The following is a 17148-nucleotide window of genomic DNA, read 5'->3' as shown; positions in this document are numbered from 1 at the left end:
GCCTTCTGCTGGGCTCGGTCTGCGGCGGCTCAATCGGCCTTTTCGGTCCTGGCGAAGCTCGCGCGCCCGGCGATGCGGGCCCACCAATCCCTGATCTCCGGAAACGTTGCCAGAAGTTCTCGCCCTTCGGCAACCTTGAGGAAATAGCCGATGACCGGCGCCGCATGCAGGTCGGCAAGGGTCAGTTGCGACCCCAGCAGCCACGGCCCCTCACTCTTAAGAGCCGTCAGCACCGACAGCACCGTGTCGGCCTGGCGAAGCCCGCTGGCGATCAGCGCCTCGTCCGGCGGCGTATTCTCCAGCCGCTCGACGGCAACGTCCCAGACCATCGCCCGATAGGCATAAGCATCGAGCATGCCGATGATCTGGTTCATGGTTGCGCGGGCGCGGGCATCCGTCGGCTGCAGTGCCGGGCCGTCGAACGCCTCGTCGACATAGCTGGCAATGGCGCTCGCCTCGAACAGGCGAAACCCATCATGCTCGAAGGCCGGGATGCGGCCGAACGGATGGTGCTCGAGATACCAGGCCGGAATGCCTTCCGACGCGAAGACATCGACCGGCACGAGTTCGTAGTCGATGCCCTTTTCCTCGAGTGCGAGGCGGACGATGCGCACATAGACGCTGAAGTCCGCCCCGTAGACGATGGGCTTGCCCAAGGCGATTGCCGGTCAGGCCATCGCCTTCTGCAAATTCTCGTCGATCTTGTCGAGGAAGCCGGTGGTCGAGAGCCAGGGCTGGTCGGGGCCGATCAGCAGCGACAGGTCCTTGGTCATGAAGCCGCTCTCGACGGTCTGAATGCAGACCTTCTCCAGTGTCTCGGCGAAGCGCTTCAGCTCGGCATTGTCGTCGAGCTTGGCGCGGTGGGCCAGACCGCGCGTCCAGGCGAAGATCGAGGCGATCGAATTGGTCGAGGTCTCCTCGCCCTTCTGGTGCTGGCGGTAGTGGCGCGTCACGGTGCCGTGCGCGGCTTCGGCTTCCACCGTCTTGCCGTCCGGCGTCATCAGCACCGAGGTCATCAGGCCGAGCGACCCAAAACCTTGCGCCACCGTGTCGGACTGCACGTCGCCGTCATAGTTCTTGCAGGCCCAGACATAGCCGCCCGACCATTTCAGGCTGGAGGCCACCATGTCGTCGATCAGCCGGTGCTCGTACCACAGCTTCTTCGCCTTGAACTCGGCCTCGAACTCAGCCTCGTAGACTTCCTGGAAGATGTCCTTGAAGCGGCCGTCATAGGCCTTGAGGATGGTGTTCTTGGTCGACAGATAGACCGGGTAGTTGCGCAGCAGGCCGTAGTTCAGCGAGGCGCGGGCGAACTCGCGGATCGACTCGTCGAGATTGTACATGGCCATGGCGACGCCGGCCGCCGGCGCGTCGAACACGTCGTGCTCGATCACCTTGCCGTCCTCGCCGACGAACTTGATGGTCAGCTTGCCCTTGCCGGGGAAGCGGAAATCGGTGGCGCGGTACTGGTCGCCGAAAGCGTGACGGCCGACGATGATCGGCTTGGTCCAGCCGGGCACCAGGCGCGGCACGTTCTTCATGATGATCGGCTCGCGGAAGATGGTGCCGCCGAGGATGTTGCGGATCGTGCCGTTCGGCGACTTCCACATCTTCTTCAGCTTGAATTCCTCGACGCGCTGCTCGTCGGGGGTGATCGTCGCGCATTTCACGCCGACGCCGTGCTTCTTGATGGCGTTGGCCGCGTCGATGGTCACCTGGTCGCCGGTGGCGTCGCGGTGCTCGACGCCGAGGTCGTAATAGTCGAGCGTGAGGTCGAGATAGGGGTGGATCAGCTTGTCCTTGATGAACTGCCAGATGATGCGGGTCATCTCGTCGCCGTCGAGTTCGACGACCGGGTTCGCCACCTTGATCTTTGCCATGGAAAGAATGCCTCGTTGCTGGGAATATCGGAGCGGCCTGCCCGCATGGCTTTCGGCCGGGGATGCGGCTCGTATATCAAAGCATTTTTGGCCGCGCAAACGGCGATCCGCGCTGCTCGGTTCGACCGTGGCATCGGCAGGTCCTTGCTGGAGCTTCATTTTCGCGGCCGAATGTGGCAGGGGACGCTGAAATGCCGCAAACAGCAGTTCATTGACGACGATGTCAGCCGACGAAAATCCCAGCACCGCCGCCGCCGGCCCGGCGATCATCCTCGTCGAACCGCAGCTCGGCGAGAATATCGGCATGGTCGCGCGCGCCATGGCCAATTTCGGCCTTGCCGAACTGCGCCTGGTCAATCCGCGCGACGGCTGGCCGAGCGAGAAGGCGCGCGCTGCCGCGAGCCGCGCCGACCATGTCATCGATGCCGTCAAAGTGTTCGACGATCTCGCCTCGGCAATCGCCGATCTCAATTTCGTCTTCGCCACCACGGCGCGGGAGCGCGACGGCTTTAAGGCCGTGCGCGGCCCGGTCGAAGCGGGCAGGGCGTTGCGGGCACGTCACACAGCCGGCCAGCGCACCGGCATTCTGTTCGGCCGCGAGCGTTTTGGACTCTACAATGACGAAGTGGGTCTCGCCGACGAGATCGTCACCTTTCCCGTCGATCCGGCCTTCTCCTCGCTCAACATCGCCCAGGCAGCACTTCTGATGTCCTATGAATGGATGAAGTCCGGTCTCGAGGACGAGACCAAAACCAATTTCTCCGGCCCCGAAATGCTGCCGGCGACCAAGGAGCAATTGCACGGCCTGTTCGCCTATCTGGAAGGCGCGCTTGAAGCGCGCGGCTATTTCCGCCCGGCGCAGAAGAAGCCGAAGATGGTCGACAATCTGCGCGCCGTCCTGACACGCGCCGGTTTCGCCGAGCCGGAACTCAAGGTGCTGCGTGGCATCATCTCGTCGCTGGACAGGTTTTCACCGGCGATGCCGCGCGGAGACGGTTCGCCTGGAGATGATCCGAGGCGGCTTCCTGCAGCGGCGCGAAACCAGTCGCCGGACAAGGAAGAATAGAACCGGTTAAACTTGAGGCTCGCCAGTAACCGAATCTTATTCGGTTTCGTCCATTATCCCCAAAACTGGGGGTGTTGGATGTTTACGTCCAGTATCGGTCGTTTACGCTTCTTTCTTTACTCTCTCGCCGCGACGGTGGCGGAGATTGTGGCGATCGTCGTCTGCATTGCGGGAACGATCGGCTTCGCGGGGTTGATCAATTCGACACCCGGCCCGTCGCGGCAGGGGATGGCTGGCGTCATCCTGGTCATGTCTCTGGCGTTTGTGCTGCTGCGTGGCAACATCGCCTGGCGCCGCAGCCGCGACGCCAACGGACGCAGTTGGATCCTGTGGGCCTACATCGTGTTCTCCGCCATCTACGCAGTCTTGCAGGCAGGTACCATGCTGGTCATCGACTTCGGCAACCCAGACAGCGTGCCCGGCGGCTTGAACCTGCTAGGCCTTTCCATATTCGGCCTCTGGGTATCGATCCTGGTGGCAAAGCCAGCTGGCGGCGTCGATATCGACGAACTGACATCTGTTTTTGATTTCGATGGCGCCGTTCCCGCGCCAGCGGGCGGTAGCAGGATGGCCGCGAGCGCAGTACCGTCTGCCCCGCGTGCTGCCGCGCCGGCCGCTCAGCCAATCGGCCGGCCACGGCCCGCCGGCTTCGGCAAGCGTGGACTCTGAGCAGTTCCGGGAAGATTGGGTCTCCGCCCGGAACTGCACAAAACTTGCTGGCGTCCGCCACTTCAAGATGGCATTCGCCACTTCAAGATCATGATCGTTCGCGATAGAAGCGCCATTGGCCAAATTATGGGCCAGCCTCTTCCCGTGGTCCCCAGCCTCTTCTCGTGATCAGATGACAATGAACGATCGATCAAGCCACCGCCCGATCCTGATGTTCGATTCCGGCGTTGGCGGCCTCACCGTGCTGCGCGAGGCGCGCGTGCTGATGCCCGATCGCCGCTTCGTCTATGTCGCCGACGACGCGGCTTTCCCCTATGGCGCCTGGGAGGAGCCGGCGCTCAGGGTGCATATACTGGAATTGTTCGCAAGGCTGCTCGACCGGTTTGCGCCGGCCATTTCGGTTATCGCCTGCAACACGGCGTCGACGCTGGTCATCGAAGCCTTGCGCGAGAGATTTCCCGGCCATCCTTTCGTCGGCATGGTGCCGGCGATCAAGCCGGCGGCGGAGCGCACGCGCTCGGGCCTGGTCTCGGTGCTGGCCACGCCCGGCACCGTCAAGCGCCAATATACGCGCGACCTGATCAGCAAATGGGCGTCGAAATGCCATGTCCGGCTGGTCGGCTCCGACCGCCTGGCGCCATTGGCCGAAATCTACATGCGCGACGGCTTCGTCGACGAAGAGGCCGTGCGCGCCGAGATCGCGCCGTGTTTCGTCGAGCGTGACGAGCTGCGCACCGACATCGTCGTGCTTGCCTGCACCCACTATCCCTTTCTGGCGAACCGCATGCGCAAGACCGCACCCTGGCCCGTCGATTGGCTCGATCCCGCTGAAGCGATCGCGCGCCGCGCCGTTTCGCTGCTCGCAGACATCGACCCAAACGGTCGCGGCGAGGTCTTGCCGGAAGGCGCCGACCTTGCCGTCTTCACCTCGAACAGAACCGATTTCCCGACCCGCCGGCTGCTGCAGGGCTTTGGGTTGGCGATGTCTTGATCGCCGGCACCGGGAACATCATCGGGGACGGCTGCGTTTTCCTCCCATCGCAAACGGGAGAACCGATCATGCCAGCCACCTCGAAAGCCCAGCAAATGGCTGCCGGCGCGGCACTGTCTGCTAAGCGCGGCGAGACGAAGAAGAGCGAGCTCAAAGGCGCATCGAAGGAAATGTACGAATCGATGAGCGAGAAGCAGCTCGAGGAATTCGCCGAGACCAAGCGCAAGGGGCTGCCCAAGAAGAAGCATTGAAGCGCCACACCAGCGGCGGTCCATCAAAAAGCCCGCGGCCAGGACCGCGGGCTTCGATTGCGATTGTCAGTCCTCTGAGCGAAGCCTGGCTTACCAGCGCAACCAGCAGCGCTTTACCTTGTAGCGGATGACCTTCTTGTGGCCGTGCCGCCACACGACCTTCTTCTTGACCACGATGCGGCAGACCTGATGTGGCCGGTGGCCATGCCAATGCCGCGCCTGTGCCGGTTCCGGTACGGCAACGGACATCGATCCTGCCAGTACGGCTGCACCCACCAACGAAAGGAAGTACTTCTTCATGCGACTTTGGGCTCCTCTAACTTCGTTCCCTTCCTGATGCCGCCGGCGCAACCTGCCGCCACATCCGGCACCGCACTCAACCCAAAGACGTTATGTTGTCGCTATCGCCGGCGCCAGCCGCGAGCTTGACACCGGTTAAATCTCCGTTTAACCAGCGCCCCAACACCGGGCCGCAATGCCCGGTCGTTTATTTTGCATGGCAAGACCTCAGGGAAATCAGGTTTTTCGTTTCCTTGGTCTTGTTTGAACTGACGTGTCCCGTGGGTTTTCCGTCGCGTTGCGTGGAAAACCCTGTCAGGTCTCGAAAACGGAGGCCAGAGGAGGGCGCGTTTCCTTCACCCGGACCATGAGGTTCCGGGTGGTTTGTTTTGAAAGGGAATGCGATGAGCAAGCGCGAATCCGCGAAGTACAAGATCGACCGCCGTCTTGGCGAAAATATCTGGGGCCGCCCGAAGTCTCCGGTCAACAAGCGTGAATACGGCCCCGGCCAGCACGGCCAGCGCCGCAAGGGCAAGCTTTCCGATTTCGGCCTGCAGCTGCGCGCCAAGCAGAAGCTGAAGGGTCACTATGGCGACGTTTCGGAAAAGCAGTTCCGCAAGGTCTATGAAGAGGCCGATCGCCGCAAGGGCGACACCTCGGAGAACCTGATCGGCCTGCTCGAGTCGCGTCTCGACGCGGTCGTCTACCGCGCCAAGTTCGTGCCGACCATTTTCGCCGCCCGTCAGTTCGTCAACCACGGCCACGTCAACGTCAACGGCAAGCGCGTCAACATCGGCTCGTACCGCTGCAAGCCGGGCGATGTCGTGGAAGTGCGCGAGAAGTCGAAGCAGTTGGTGATCGTGCTGGAATCGGTTGGCCTCGCCGAGCGCGACGTGCCCGACTACATCGAGGCCGACCACAACAAGATGGTCGCGACCTTCGCGCGCATCCCCGGCCTGTCGGACGTTCCGTTCGCCGTGCAGATGGAACCGAACCTGGTCGTCGAATTCTATTCGCGCTGATCGAACGCATTCAGCGAAACCACCGAAGGCCGCCCGTCGAGGCGGCCTTTTTCTTTTGTGCATCGCGCTTTGCCAAAATCCGATTTCGATTTCTGGGCCGATGCGCTAATCCGGGCACAACTGAGATTTGGGCCGACGCGCCATGAACATGCTGCCAGACGTCGAATCGCTTGAACCGGTCGCCGATGCCGAAGGCGGCTTTCATCCGCTGTTCGCCGATGTGCCGTCTTCCGTCGAGTTCAACAAGCTGCGCAAGCGGCTGCTGCGACTCACCCGCCAGGCGATCGACGATTTCGCAATGGTCAGGCCCGGCGATCGCTGGCTGGTGGCCTTGTCGGGCGGCAAGGATTCCTACGGCTTGCTCGCCGTGCTGCTCGACCTCAAATGGCGCGGGTTGCTGCCGGTCGAACTGCTGGCCTGCAATCTCGACCAGGGCCAGCCGAATTTCCCGAAGCACATATTGCCGGATTATCTCGACAGAAACGGCATCCGGCACCGCATCGAGTATCAGGACACCTATTCGGTGGTCACCGACAAGCTGCCCGAGGGCAGCACCTATTGTTCGTTGTGTTCGCGGCTGCGGCGCGGCCATCTCTACCGCATCGCGCGCGAGGAGGGCTGCTCGGCACTTGTGCTCGGCCACCATCGAGAGGACATTCTCGAAACCTTCTTCATGAACCTGTTCCATGGCGGCCGTCTGGCCGCCATGCCGCCAAAGCTGCTCAACGACGACGGCGACGTCATGGTGCTGCGGCCGCTCGCCTATAACGCCGAGGCCGATCTCGAAAAGTTCGCCGGCGCCATGAAGTTCCCGATCATCCCCTGCGACCTTTGCGGCAGCCAGGAAGGCCTGCAGCGCAACGCCATGAAGGTGATGCTGGACGACCTGGAAAAGCGCATGCCCGGCCGCAAGGACACGATGATCCGTGCCATGGCCAATGTGCGGCCATCGCATCTGCTCGACCGAAAACTGTTCGATTTCGTCGCTCTCAACGAAGCTCCAGATCTCCGGCAAGACAATCCTGATGACATTTGACGACAAAGCGATCGACTGGCTCGCCGACCTTCTGTCCGACGTGGCCAGAGCCGAGATCATGCCGCGCTTTCGCCGGCTGGGCGAGGGCGACATCCGCCAGAAGACGTCCGCTGCCGACCTGGTTACGGAGGCCGACGTCAATGCCGAGCGGCTGATCACCGCGCGACTGCGCGAGCGCTATCCTGAGGCCATGATCGTCGGCGAGGAAGCCTGCTCCGACAATCCGGCGCTGCTTGGCGGCCTCGGCGATGCCGATCTCGCCTTCGTCATCGATCCGGTCGACGGCACCTTCAACTTCGCCTCCGGCGTGCCGTTGTTCGGCGTCATGCTGGCCGTCGTGGTCAAGGGCGAGACCGTCGCCGGCATCATCCACGACCCGGTCGGCAAGGACTGGCTGATCGGCGCCAGGGGAGCCGGCAGCCATATCCGTCACGCCCATGGCAGCCTGGAGAAGGTGCACGTTGCGGAGCCGGTGCCGATCTCGCAAATGACCGGCGCGGTGTCATGGCAATACATGCCGGAGCCGGAGCGTTCGCGCCTGGCGCGCAACCAAACCAAGTCGCTCTCGCAATTCGGCTATCGCTGCGCGGCGCATGAATACCGCCTGCTGGCCAGCGGCCATGCCCATTTCGTCGTCTACGCCAAGCTGATGCCGTGGGACCATCTTGCCGGTGCGCTGATCCATACCGAGGCCGGCGGCCATGCCGCGCGCTTCGACGGCAGCCCCTACCGGCCTTCGCATCTCGACGGCGGCCTGCTCGTCGCGCCCGACAGGCAGAGCTGGCAGGAACTGCGCCGCGAACTCTGGGCCGCATAGGCGATGAAACCTCGGTCCGCAATCGTCGCAGCGGTCCTTGCCGTCGCCCTGGTTGCCGGTTCCAGCGAAGCAGGAGCGCAGGAACGCGCCTGTCACAGCCCCGATCCCGTCGACACCTTGATGGAGATGTCGGCCGCCATCTATGCTTGCTGGAAACCGCCGCCTGGAACCGCCGGCATGTCCCTTACGCTGCGGTTCTCGCTCCGCCGAAACGGCACGCTCATCGGCAAGCCGCGCGCGACCTTTTCCGACCTGGGAACCGACAGCGCGTTGAACCGGGCCTTCGTGGCTTCCATCCTCAAGGCACTCGACGAGGCTCTGCCGATGCCCTTTTCGGACAGCATGGGCGGCGCAATCGCAGGGCGTATGCTTGCCCCTCGCTTCACGGCAACCTTTGAAAGGGCCTCGTGAAGCGTGTCGCCCAAAAGTGGGCAGCGGTTTTGGGACAACGACACGCACAAAACAAAAACTTACAGCGCGCCCGCGCGCATCAAACGGGTGGGTTGTGCGGCTGGAACATCTTGCCGCGCTCGGCGATGAAGATCATCAGCAATGCCGCGACCGACACGCTGCAGAAGCCGGCGGCCAAAGGCGTCACCGTGCCGTTGAAAGCCTGGCCGATCAGCGTTCCGAGGATGCCGCCGAGGAAGGTCTGCATGAAGCCGAGAATGGATGATGCCGTGCCGGCCAACTGTCCGAGCGGCTCCATGGCCAAAGCGTTGAAGTTGGCGCCGAGCGCACCGAACGGCACCATCGCGCTGGCAAAGAAGGCGATGAACAGCCAGAGCGGCATTTTCATTTCCAGGGACACCAGCAGCCAGGCAAGGCTGATCACCAGGAACAACAGCAGCGCGCTCTGCGACAGCCGGCGCATGCCGAAGCGGCCGACGAGGCGTGAGTTCAGATAGTTGGAAAAGGCGAGCACCGCCGCGACACCGGCGAAGATGACCGGGAACATCTCGCCGACATTGAACACGTCGACATAAATCTGCTGGGCCGAGGCGATGAAGCCGAACATGGCGCCGAAGATGAAGGTGCTGGCGAAGGCATAGCAGAGCGCGATGCGGTTGGTGAGCACGATGCGAAAACCGCCGACGATCGATGCGGCCGTCAGCGGCCGGCGATACTCGGGATGCAGCGTCTCTGGCAGGCGCAGCAGCGACCAGGCGGACACGATCAGCGCGCCGGCCGCCATGGTGATGAAGATCCAGTGCCAGGAGGCAAACAGCATGATGAACTGGCCGATGCCCGGCGCCACCACCGGAATGGCCATGAACACCATGAAGATCAGCGACATGACCTCGGCCATGCGCCTGCCGTCGAACGTATCGCGCACGATCGAGACGGCGATGACGCGCGTCGCGGCCGCACCGATGCCTTGCACCATCCGGAGCAGAAGCAGCGTCGCGAAAGACGGGGCGATTGCTGCCGCGCCGGCCGCGAGCACATAGATGATCAGCCCGGCGACAAGCGGAGGGCGGCGCCCGAAACGGTCGGAGATCGGCCCGAAGAAAAGCTGTCCGCCGCCGAAGCCAAGAATGTAGGCGGTGATCACATATTGGCGATGATTCTCATTGATGACGCCGAGCGAGGCGCCGATCTGCTGCAGCGCCGGCAGCATGATGTCGATGGCCAAGGAGTTGAGCGCCATCAGCGCCGCGCACAGCGCGATAAATTCCCAGCGCGGAATAGGCAGGCTGCCTGTCTGCTGCGGCGCTTCAACCTGCTTGTCCACGGCAAAGTCCGATCTTTCAAACGAGTAAGCGCCGGAGAACCGGCGCATTGGCTCGTCTCATTCCCGAGGCCCGGGAGTTAGAATTGCCGAGGTGGGGGCAGCCCCGAACGCTTTAGTGCATGTCGTCCAATGCACTAACCGAAATCAGGCGGCCCCTTTGACGCTGACGCCTTTTTCGACGAGGAACGTCTGCAGTTCACCCGCCTGGAACATCTCGCGCACGATGTCGCAACCACCGACGAACTCGCCCTTGACGTAGAGCTGCGGAATGGTCGGCCAGTTGGAATATTCCTTGATGCCCTGGCGCAATTCCGCCGAGTCGAGCACGTTCACGCCTTTGTAGTCGGCCCCGATATAGTCGAGGATCTGGACCACCTGGCCGGAGAAACCGCACTGCGGAAAACCGGGCGTGCCCTTCATGAAGAGCACCACGTCGTTGCTCTTCACTTCGCTGTCGATGTAGTCGTTGATACCGCTCATGGAGAATCCTTTCACGCCTGTGGGAGTCAGGCTCGAAACATAGCCATCAAATAAACCCATAGGTTGACCGAAACAAGATGTTTGCGCCGCCGCCGCGGAAATGGCGCAAAGGATCGCCGATGTTGGGCCAAGCATCTGAGCCAACTGCTTTCTCCGGGGCGTGATGAAAAGACGATATGGCGCCGCGATCCTGATCGCCATCTTGCTGGCTGCGATGGCTCTGGCCTGGTGGTCCAGGCGCCCCGCGCCGCCGCCGCTGGTCGTCGGCGGCGAACTGCCGGCACCGTGCCGGGATGTCGGCTTCGAGGCCGTGTCCTATGTCGTCTGCGAGATCGACCTTCGCACCAACAGCATCGGCGTCTTCCATGACGGCGCCGATGACAAGCCCTTTGGTTCGCTGCAGGCTTTCGACAAAGCGATGGCGGGTGAGGGCAGGCCGGTGCTGCTCGCCATGAATGGCGGCATGTACCACGAAGACCTGACGCCGGTCGGCCTTCTGATAGAGGATCGTATTCAAAAATCGCCGCTCAACCTCGCCGACGGCGAGGGCAACTTCTTCCTCAAGCCGAACGGCGTGTTTCTGATCGGCAAGGATGGCAGGGCGGCGGTCATGGAGGCGAGCGCCTATGCCGCCGCCAGGCCGGATGTGGCGTTTGCCACGCAATCCGGGCCGATGCTGGTCATCGACGGCCAGATTCACCCGCGCTTCGAGCCGAATGGCACGTCGCGCTACATCCGCAACGGTGTCGGCGTGCGTGACGGCAATACGGTCGTGCTGGCGATCTCGCGCTCGGCGGTCAGCCTTGGCAGCTTCGCACGGCTGTTTCGCGACGCGCTCGGCTGCCCCAACGCGCTGTTTCTCGACGGCGCGGTCTCGGCGCTGTCGGGTGGCGAGCGGATGATCGTCGGCGGACATTATCCGGCGGGGCCGATCATCTCCGTCTCGACGAAGAGACCTGCGGCGGGGTAGCCTCCCAAAGAAAAGCTTTCGTCTACCCTGTCCGGCGTCAATTGGCCGCTGCCGAATATAGCTATAGCTAAATCTTGAAGCATACGCTATCCTTGCCGCGATCTGGAGGAACGCAGGCATGCGCGAAACGAAATCCTTGCTGGAGCGAAAGCTCGATCGAAGGCTGCTTCTGGCCGGTGGCCTTATGGCTGCCGGCGGCACGGCGGTCGCGGCGAGTGCCGCCCGCGGGCAGACAAGCCACGCCGGTCACGAGATGCCGGCGGCCGCTGCCGCTGAAGCGCAGCCGGCGCATCTCTCGGCCCATGGTTCGATGATCACGGTCGGCGAGGTCGATGACGCCCGCAACGGCTTCGATCCGTCGAAGCTGCTGAGCGACTGGTATACCGGGACGGTGTCGATGCTGCCGGACGGGCGGACGCTTCGCACCTTCGAGGTCACGGCCGAGGACAAGGAGATAGAGATCGCGCCGGGCATCATGTTCCCGGCCTGGACCTACAATGGCCGCGTGCCGGGGCCGACCTTACGTGCGACCGAGGGTGAGCGCTTGAAGATCGTCTTCCGCAACCAGGGTTCGCATCCGCATTCGATGCATTTTCACGGCATCCATGCCGCGCGCATGGACGGCGTTCCAGGCGCCGGCCTGATCGGGCCGGGCGAGGAGTTCGTCTACGAGTTCGATGCCAGGCCGTTTGGCTGTCATCTCTATCACTGCCACGCCCTACCGCTGAAACGGCACATCCAGAAGGGTATGTACGGCGCCTTCGTGATCGACCCCGATCCGGCCCGGCATCCGGAGCACGAAGCGGTCGCCCGCTCGCGCCTGCTCGGCACGCCCGAGAATGCCGGCTGGCAGGAATTCGTCATGGTCATGAATGCCTTCGACACCAACTTCGACAATGAGAACGAGGTCTACGCAGTCAACACGGTCGCTCACGCCTATGCGAAGAAGCCGATCCGGGTGCTGAAGGACAAGCCGGTCCGCATCTATCTCGTCAATGTCGTCGAGTTCGACCCGATCAACTCCTTCCACCTGCATGCCAATTTCTTCGACTACTACAATCAGGGTACGACGCTCACGCCCACGCTCAAGACGGTCGACTTGATCACCCAGTGCCAGGCCGAGCGCGGCATCCTCGAGTTCCATTTCCGGGAGCATGAGCCAGGGCTCTACATGTTCCATCCTCACCAGTCGGAATTCACTGAACTCGGCTGGTCCGGCATGTTCGACGTCGTGGAGGCCGTGTCGTGACCGATCTGAGCCGGACTTCCGCCGACACGCGCGCCGACCGCCCAAGGTCGGCCTATCTGCTCTGGGTCGCGCTGCCGCTCGTCGTGCTCGGGCTGGCCATCGCCTGGCTGGTCTCCTCGGACCCGCTGTCGAGCTTCCGCAATGGCGCGCCGGCGGTCGAGAACCTCACTTTCGAGCGGACGATCCTGGGGGCGGACGGCATCCGCGTTCTCATCCGAGCCGGCGGATCGGAACCGATGACCATCGCGCAGGTCCAGGTCGACGATGCCTACTGGCAGTTCACGCAGGATCCGCCGGGACCGATCGCGCGCGGCGCCACGGCCTGGATCAGCCTGCCATATCCCTGGGTGCTGGGAGAGGCGCATGCGATCAACGTCGTGACCAGCACCGGGACGACGTTCGGGCATGAGATCGCCGTCGCCGTACCAACGCCGACACGCGATTCGCTGAGCTTCGCCGCGCAGGCGGTGCTTGGCGCCTTCGTCGGCATCCTGCCCGTGGCGATCGGCCTGATGTTCTATCCCGCGCTCCGCGGCGTTGGACGCAGCGGCATGGACTTCCTTCTGTCGCTCACTGTCGGCTTGCTCGCCTTCCTGTTCGTCGATGCCCTGGAGGATGCGTTCGAACTGGCCGGCGAGGCCGCCGCCCTGTTCCAGGGACCGACGATGATCGTGCTTGCCGCCGCAGCCAGTTTCCTGCTGCTGATGGCCGCTGGCCGGCGGAGCGGAACGCCGACCGGCCTGGCTTTGGCCACCTTCATCGCGCTCGGCATCGGCCTGCACAATCTCGGCGAAGGGCTGGCGATCGGCGCCGCCTTCGCCTCGGGCGCGGCGGGGCTGGGCACCTTCCTCGTACTCGGCTTCACACTGCACAACATCACCGAGGGTATCGGCATTGCCGCCCCGATCCTAAAGCAACGGCCGCCATTGCGGACCTTCGCCGCGCTGACGCTGCTGGCGGGCGGCCCCGCCGTGATCGGCCTGTGGATCGGCAGCCTTGCCTATGCCCCGCAATGGTCGGCGCTGGCGCTGGCGGTCGGCGCCGGGGCAATCCTGCAGGTGATCGTCGAGCTCGTGTCGATGCAGCTTCGTCAGCGGACCGACGGCACACGCGCCTTGCTCGCACCGAGCGCGATGGCTGGTTTGGCGGCCGGAGTTGGCTTCATGTACCTGACGGCGATGCTGGTAAAGATCTGACCCGCGCCGGCCGGAAATTCAGTCCGGGACGCTGGTCTGTAGGGCGAGTGCGTGGAGCACGCCGCCCATATTGCCCTTCAGCGCGTCATAGACCATCTGGTGCTGCTGGACGCGGCTCTTGCCGCGAAAGCTCTCTGCCACCACTTCGGCCGCATAGTGGTCGCCATCGCCGGCGAGGTCGCGGATCGTCACCTTGGCGTCCGGGATGCCTTCCTTGATTAGCCGTTCGATGTCGTGCGCGTCCATTGCCATGGCAAAATCCTAGTGAGAGTCGGGGTGAGCCTAAAGCCTTTCTCGTTCGGATTGAAGCAGTTCCGTCCGCCAGCGCCAAAGACCAATGAAGGCTCAGGTAATGTCCTGATCTGGAGGAACCGCGTCATCCGCGGGCATATCCTCGCGTGTCGAGAAGGCGCGGCCAAGGCTGAAGGTCAGCACATAAAGCGGAACGTTGATCACAACATTGACGATGGGAAGAAAACTCGTCCACCGCCAGAGCGGCGAGAAAAACGCCTGGCCATAGCCGTCGCAGACGAGCGAGGAGCCATACGCCCACAGCACGCCGATGACGACGGTAACGGCAAAAAGCTTGACGCAGGTGACGATGTGCCGTGCCCGCGCCGGTTCCGGTGCAAGCCGTTGCCAGAGAACCAGGCACAGGATCGGCACCGCATAGACGAGGCTCTGGACGGCCAACATCAAAATCGTGCCGTTGGCCGCGGCAAGAAACTCCGCCCGCGTTTCCAGGCGGGGGCAAACTTCGCTTCCGGTCGTCGACAGCAGGAAAAAGACGAACGGCCCGAGAAACCAGAAGAAGAACAGCGACGGCCAGAAGACGACTGCGAGCAGCGCCCGGACGGCCAGCTTGGTGGTCAAATGGCCTGATCCATGAAGCGCGGGAACCAGCCTTCATGAGCGGCTGTCAGGTCGCTGACCGGGATCGCGCGTGCTTCGCCGAGTTTCAATTCGCTGCCGCCGGTCGAGCCGATCCACGGTGCGAAGATGCCGAGCTTGCCCTGGTCTTCGCGAATCTTGTCCCATTCGCCGCTCTGCGGGTCGATCGACAGCGTCAGCAGGTAGCGGCCCTGATCCTCGCCGAACCAGACCGGGATCGGGTCGGAGCCGCTAAGCCCTGGAACGGTGGCGCCGATGCCCGACGCCATCGCCATTTCGGCCAGCGCCACGGCGATGCCGCCATCGGAGACGTCATGCGCCGCCGTTACCACGCCGGAAGCGATCAGCGCGCGCACATGATCGCCGACGCGCTTTTCATGCTCGAGGTCGACCGGCGGCGGCGGGCCGTCCGCGCGGCCATGGATGTCGCGCATATAGACGGACTGGCCGAGATGGGTTCCCCACATGGACGGCGCACCGACCAGTATGATCATCTGGCCTTCGGCGGCAAAGCCGATCCGCGCCATTTTCGACCAGTCGGCGATCAACCCGACGCCGCCGATGGTCGGCGTCGGCAGGATGCCGCGCCCATTGGTTTCGTTGTAGAGCGAGACGTTGCCGGAGACGATCGGGAAGCCGAGCGCGCGGCAGGCGTCGCCGATGCCCTTCACCGCGCCGACCAACTGGCCCATGATCTCGGGCCGTTCCGGATTGCCGAAATTGAGGTTGTCGGTGGCGGCCAGCGGCAGCGCCCCGGTGGCGGTCAGGTTGCGCCAGCATTCGGCCACCGCCTGCTTGCCGCCCTCATACGGGTCGGCCTCGCAATAGCGCGGCGTCACGTCGGAGGAGAAGGCGAGCGCCTTGGTCGGGTGGCCTTCGACGCGGACAACGCCGGCGTCACCGCCCGGAAGCTGCAGCGAATTGCCCTGGATCAGCGTGTCGTACTGCTCCCACACCCAGCGGCGCGAGGAGAGGTCCGGCCCGCCAAGCATCTTGAGCAGCGCGTCGGCGACGTCGGCCTTGGGTGCGTCGTTGGCGGCCAGCGGCGCCGGCTTCTTGGGCTCGACCCACGGACGATCGTACTCGGGCGCCTGGTCGCCGAGATCCTTGATCGGCAGATTGGCGACTTCGTCGCCCTGGTGAATGACACGGAAACGCAGATCATCGGTGGTCTTGCCGACGATGGCGAAGTCGAGACCCCATTTGTGGAAGATCGCCTCGGCTTCCTGCTCTTTTTCCGGGCGCAGCACCATCAGCATGCGCTCCTGGCTCTCCGACAGCATCATCTCATAGGCACTCATGCGCTCCTCGCGCACCGGCACCTTGTCGAGATCGAGCTCGATGCCGAGGTCGCCCTTGGCGCCCATCTCGACCGCCGAACAGGTGAGGCCGGCCGCACCCATGTCCTGGATGGCGATGACCGCGCCGGACGCCATCAGTTCGAGGCAGGCTTCGAGCAGGCACTTTTCGGTGAAGGGGTCGCCGACCTGAACGGTCGGGCGCTTCTCCTCGATCTTGTCGTCGAATTCGGCCGAGGCCATGGTTGCGCCACCGACGCCGTCGCGGCCGGTCTTGGCGCCGAGATAGACGACCGGCAGGCCGACGCCCTTGGCCTCGGACAGGAAGATGGCGTCCGTCTTGGCCAGGCCGGCAGCGAAGGCATTGACCAGGATGTTGCCATTGTAGCGGGCGTCGAAATTGACCTCGCCGCCGACCGTCGGCACGCCGAAGGAATTGCCGTAGCCGCCAACGCCGGAAACCACGCCGGCGACGAGATGCCTGGTCTTGGGATGGTCCGGGGCGCCGAAGCGCAGCGCGTTCATCGCAGCGACCGGCCGCGCGCCCATGGTGAAGACGTCGCGCAAAATGCCGCCGACGCCGGTCGCCGCCCCCTGGTAGGGCTCGATGTAGGACGGATGGTTGTGGCTCTCCATCTTGAACACGACGCAGTCGCCGTCACCAATGTCGACCACACCGGCATTCTCGCCCGGACCCTGGATGACCTGCGGTCCGGTGGTGGGCAGCGTGCGCAGCCATTTCTTCGAGGATTTGTAGGAGCAGTGCTCGTTCCACATCGCCGAGAAGATGCCGAGCTCGGTGAAGCTCGGCTCGCGCCCGACCAGGTCGAGGATGCGCTGGTATTCATCGGGCTTCAGCCCATGCGAGGCAATGAGTTCCGGGGTGATCGGCACGGAATTGGAAATGGTCATGGGCGGCGATTTGTGTCCATGGGAGCGGGGATTTTGAGTCCCCTCTTATCGCAAGCTTCCGCGCGATACACCCCATCGAATGACGAAAAACGCCGGAAAACCAAAGGGTGAGAGGGGCAGCGGGAGCCGTTGGGGAACGCTATGGCATCCCGGCCGTTGGGTCTGCAATCAATCAGGAGATTTGGACATGGCCACCAAGCAAGGCAAGAAAGACAATCGCCTCTCGGACAAGGAGGCTATGCATCTTGCGGAAATCACCGACGTTTCGCCGCAACAGGCCAAAGACCTGGCCGAGAAGCACGGCAAGGACAAGGGCGCGAAGGAAGCCAGGAACTTCAAGGCCGAGGGCTGACCGAGGTTCCACAAGGACCAAGCTGCGTAGCAAGAGAAGACGAACTGTCGGTCG

Annotated in this window: 20 protein-coding genes; 12 read left to right on the top strand and 8 right to left on the bottom strand. The window is 63.4% G+C overall.

What is annotated here, in order from left to right; translation table 11 throughout:
- Window positions 1-29: 29 nt before the first annotated feature.
- Together DH08_RS08950 and DH08_RS08945 are read right to left on the bottom strand one after the other, a co-directional pair.
- Window positions 30-656: a glutathione S-transferase family protein gene (locus tag DH08_RS08950; RefSeq protein WP_192178962.1), complete on the bottom strand. Its 627-nt coding sequence runs from the start codon at window positions 654-656 to the stop codon at window positions 30-32.
- A gap of 12 nt (window positions 657-668) precedes the next feature.
- Entirely contained in the window at window positions 669-1880 is a 1212-nt protein-coding gene (locus DH08_RS08945; RefSeq protein WP_192178961.1) for an NADP-dependent isocitrate dehydrogenase, read from the bottom strand.
- Between the two features lie 220 nt (window positions 1881-2100).
- On the opposite strand from DH08_RS08945, the gene DH08_RS08940 reads away from it, so the two are divergent.
- From DH08_RS08940 to DH08_RS08925, 4 genes are all read left to right on the top strand, one after another.
- A complete protein-coding gene (locus DH08_RS08940; protein ID WP_192178960.1) occupies window positions 2101-2946 on the top strand; it encodes an RNA methyltransferase in 846 nt (281 codons plus the stop codon).
- Window positions 2947-3024: 78 nt separating this feature from the next.
- Window positions 3025-3615 carry a DUF805 domain-containing protein gene (locus tag DH08_RS08935; protein ID WP_192178959.1) on the top strand — a complete coding sequence of 197 codons (591 nt, stop codon included), beginning with the start codon at window positions 3025-3027 and terminating at the stop codon, window positions 3613-3615.
- Window positions 3616-3793: 178 nt separating this feature from the next.
- Window positions 3794-4606: a glutamate racemase gene (gene murI, locus DH08_RS08930; protein WP_192178958.1), complete on the top strand. Its 813-nt coding sequence runs from the start codon at window positions 3794-3796 to the stop codon at window positions 4604-4606.
- 68 nt (window positions 4607-4674) lie between these two features.
- Complete coding sequence (locus DH08_RS08925; RefSeq protein ID WP_120015466.1) at window positions 4675-4857, top strand: DUF3008 family protein; 183 nt, start codon at window positions 4675-4677, stop codon at window positions 4855-4857.
- 90 nt (window positions 4858-4947) lie between these two features.
- On the opposite strand, the gene DH08_RS08920 is transcribed toward DH08_RS08925, so the two are convergent.
- Window positions 4948-5157 carry a hypothetical protein gene (locus tag DH08_RS08920; RefSeq protein WP_192178957.1) on the bottom strand — a complete coding sequence of 70 codons (210 nt, stop codon included), beginning with the start codon at window positions 5155-5157 and terminating at the stop codon, window positions 4948-4950.
- Window positions 5158-5540: 383 nt separating this feature from the next.
- Between DH08_RS08920 and rpsD the strand changes: the two genes are divergently transcribed.
- The 4 genes from rpsD to DH08_RS08900 all read left to right on the top strand — a co-directional run bounded on the left by rpsD (window position 5541) and on the right by DH08_RS08900 (window position 8422).
- Complete coding sequence (gene rpsD / locus DH08_RS08915; RefSeq protein ID WP_006206017.1) at window positions 5541-6158, top strand: 30S ribosomal protein S4; 618 nt, start codon at window positions 5541-5543, stop codon at window positions 6156-6158.
- A gap of 142 nt (window positions 6159-6300) precedes the next feature.
- Window positions 6301-7194 (top strand): tRNA 2-thiocytidine(32) synthetase TtcA, encoded by an 894-nt coding sequence (gene ttcA / locus DH08_RS08910; protein WP_192178956.1) that lies wholly within the window; start codon window positions 6301-6303, stop codon window positions 7192-7194.
- Window positions 7184-8011, top strand: a complete 828-nt coding sequence (locus DH08_RS08905; RefSeq protein WP_192178955.1) for an inositol monophosphatase family protein — start codon at window positions 7184-7186, stop codon at window positions 8009-8011. The genes ttcA and DH08_RS08905 overlap by 11 nt, the downstream gene beginning before the upstream one ends.
- A gap of 3 nt (window positions 8012-8014) precedes the next feature.
- Complete coding sequence (locus tag DH08_RS08900) at window positions 8015-8422, top strand: hypothetical protein (protein WP_192178954.1); 408 nt, start codon at window positions 8015-8017, stop codon at window positions 8420-8422.
- A 79-nt stretch (window positions 8423-8501) separates the two neighbouring features.
- On the opposite strand, the gene DH08_RS08895 is transcribed toward DH08_RS08900, so the two are convergent.
- Both DH08_RS08895 and grxD read right to left on the bottom strand, forming a co-directional pair.
- Entirely contained in the window at window positions 8502-9701 is a 1200-nt protein-coding gene (locus DH08_RS08895; protein WP_192179063.1) for a Bcr/CflA family efflux MFS transporter, read from the bottom strand.
- A 189-nt stretch (window positions 9702-9890) separates the two neighbouring features.
- On the bottom strand, window positions 9891-10226 hold the full coding sequence (grxD, locus tag DH08_RS08890; protein WP_006206022.1) for a Grx4 family monothiol glutaredoxin: 336 nt from the start codon (window positions 10224-10226) through the stop codon (window positions 9891-9893).
- 163 nt (window positions 10227-10389) lie between these two features.
- Between grxD and DH08_RS08885 the strand changes: the two genes are divergently transcribed.
- The 3 genes from DH08_RS08885 to DH08_RS08875 all read left to right on the top strand — a co-directional run bounded on the left by DH08_RS08885 (window position 10390) and on the right by DH08_RS08875 (window position 13641).
- Window positions 10390-11196, top strand: a complete 807-nt coding sequence (locus tag DH08_RS08885; RefSeq protein WP_210328578.1) for a phosphodiester glycosidase family protein — start codon at window positions 10390-10392, stop codon at window positions 11194-11196.
- Window positions 11197-11314: 118 nt separating this feature from the next.
- A complete protein-coding gene (locus tag DH08_RS08880) occupies window positions 11315-12445 on the top strand; it encodes a multicopper oxidase domain-containing protein (protein WP_192178952.1) in 1131 nt (376 codons plus the stop codon).
- A complete protein-coding gene (locus tag DH08_RS08875) occupies window positions 12442-13641 on the top strand; it encodes a ZIP family metal transporter (RefSeq protein ID WP_192178951.1) in 1200 nt (399 codons plus the stop codon). Before DH08_RS08880 ends, DH08_RS08875 begins: the two co-directional genes overlap by 4 nt.
- A gap of 18 nt (window positions 13642-13659) precedes the next feature.
- Here the strand turns inward: DH08_RS08875 and DH08_RS08870 are convergent, their stop codons facing one another.
- The 3 genes from DH08_RS08870 to purL form a co-directional block, all read right to left on the bottom strand.
- A complete protein-coding gene (locus DH08_RS08870; protein ID WP_023674714.1) occupies window positions 13660-13893 on the bottom strand; it encodes a BolA/IbaG family iron-sulfur metabolism protein in 234 nt (77 codons plus the stop codon).
- 93 nt (window positions 13894-13986) lie between these two features.
- On the bottom strand, window positions 13987-14514 hold the full coding sequence (locus DH08_RS08865) for a hypothetical protein (RefSeq protein ID WP_192178950.1): 528 nt from the start codon (window positions 14512-14514) through the stop codon (window positions 13987-13989).
- The gene (gene purL, locus DH08_RS08860; RefSeq protein WP_192178949.1) at window positions 14511-16742 is read right to left on the bottom strand and encodes a phosphoribosylformylglycinamidine synthase subunit PurL; all 2232 of its coding nucleotides are present in this window, start codon (window positions 16740-16742) and stop codon (window positions 14511-14513) included. The genes DH08_RS08865 and purL overlap by 4 nt, the downstream gene beginning before the upstream one ends.
- Before the next feature lie 187 nt (window positions 16743-16929).
- Here purL and DH08_RS08855 point away from each other — a divergent pair, with 187 nt between their 5' ends.
- Window positions 16930-17094 (top strand): hypothetical protein, encoded by a 165-nt coding sequence (locus DH08_RS08855; protein WP_192178948.1) that lies wholly within the window; start codon window positions 16930-16932, stop codon window positions 17092-17094.
- Window positions 17095-17148 lie beyond the last annotated feature (54 nt).

The sequence above is a fragment of the Mesorhizobium amorphae genome (assembly GCF_014843845.1).
GTDB lineage: Bacteria > Pseudomonadota > Alphaproteobacteria > Rhizobiales > Rhizobiaceae > Mesorhizobium > Mesorhizobium amorphae_A.
The sequence above is the reverse complement of the archived record's forward strand: the minus strand, read 5'-3'. Positions and strand labels throughout refer to the sequence as shown.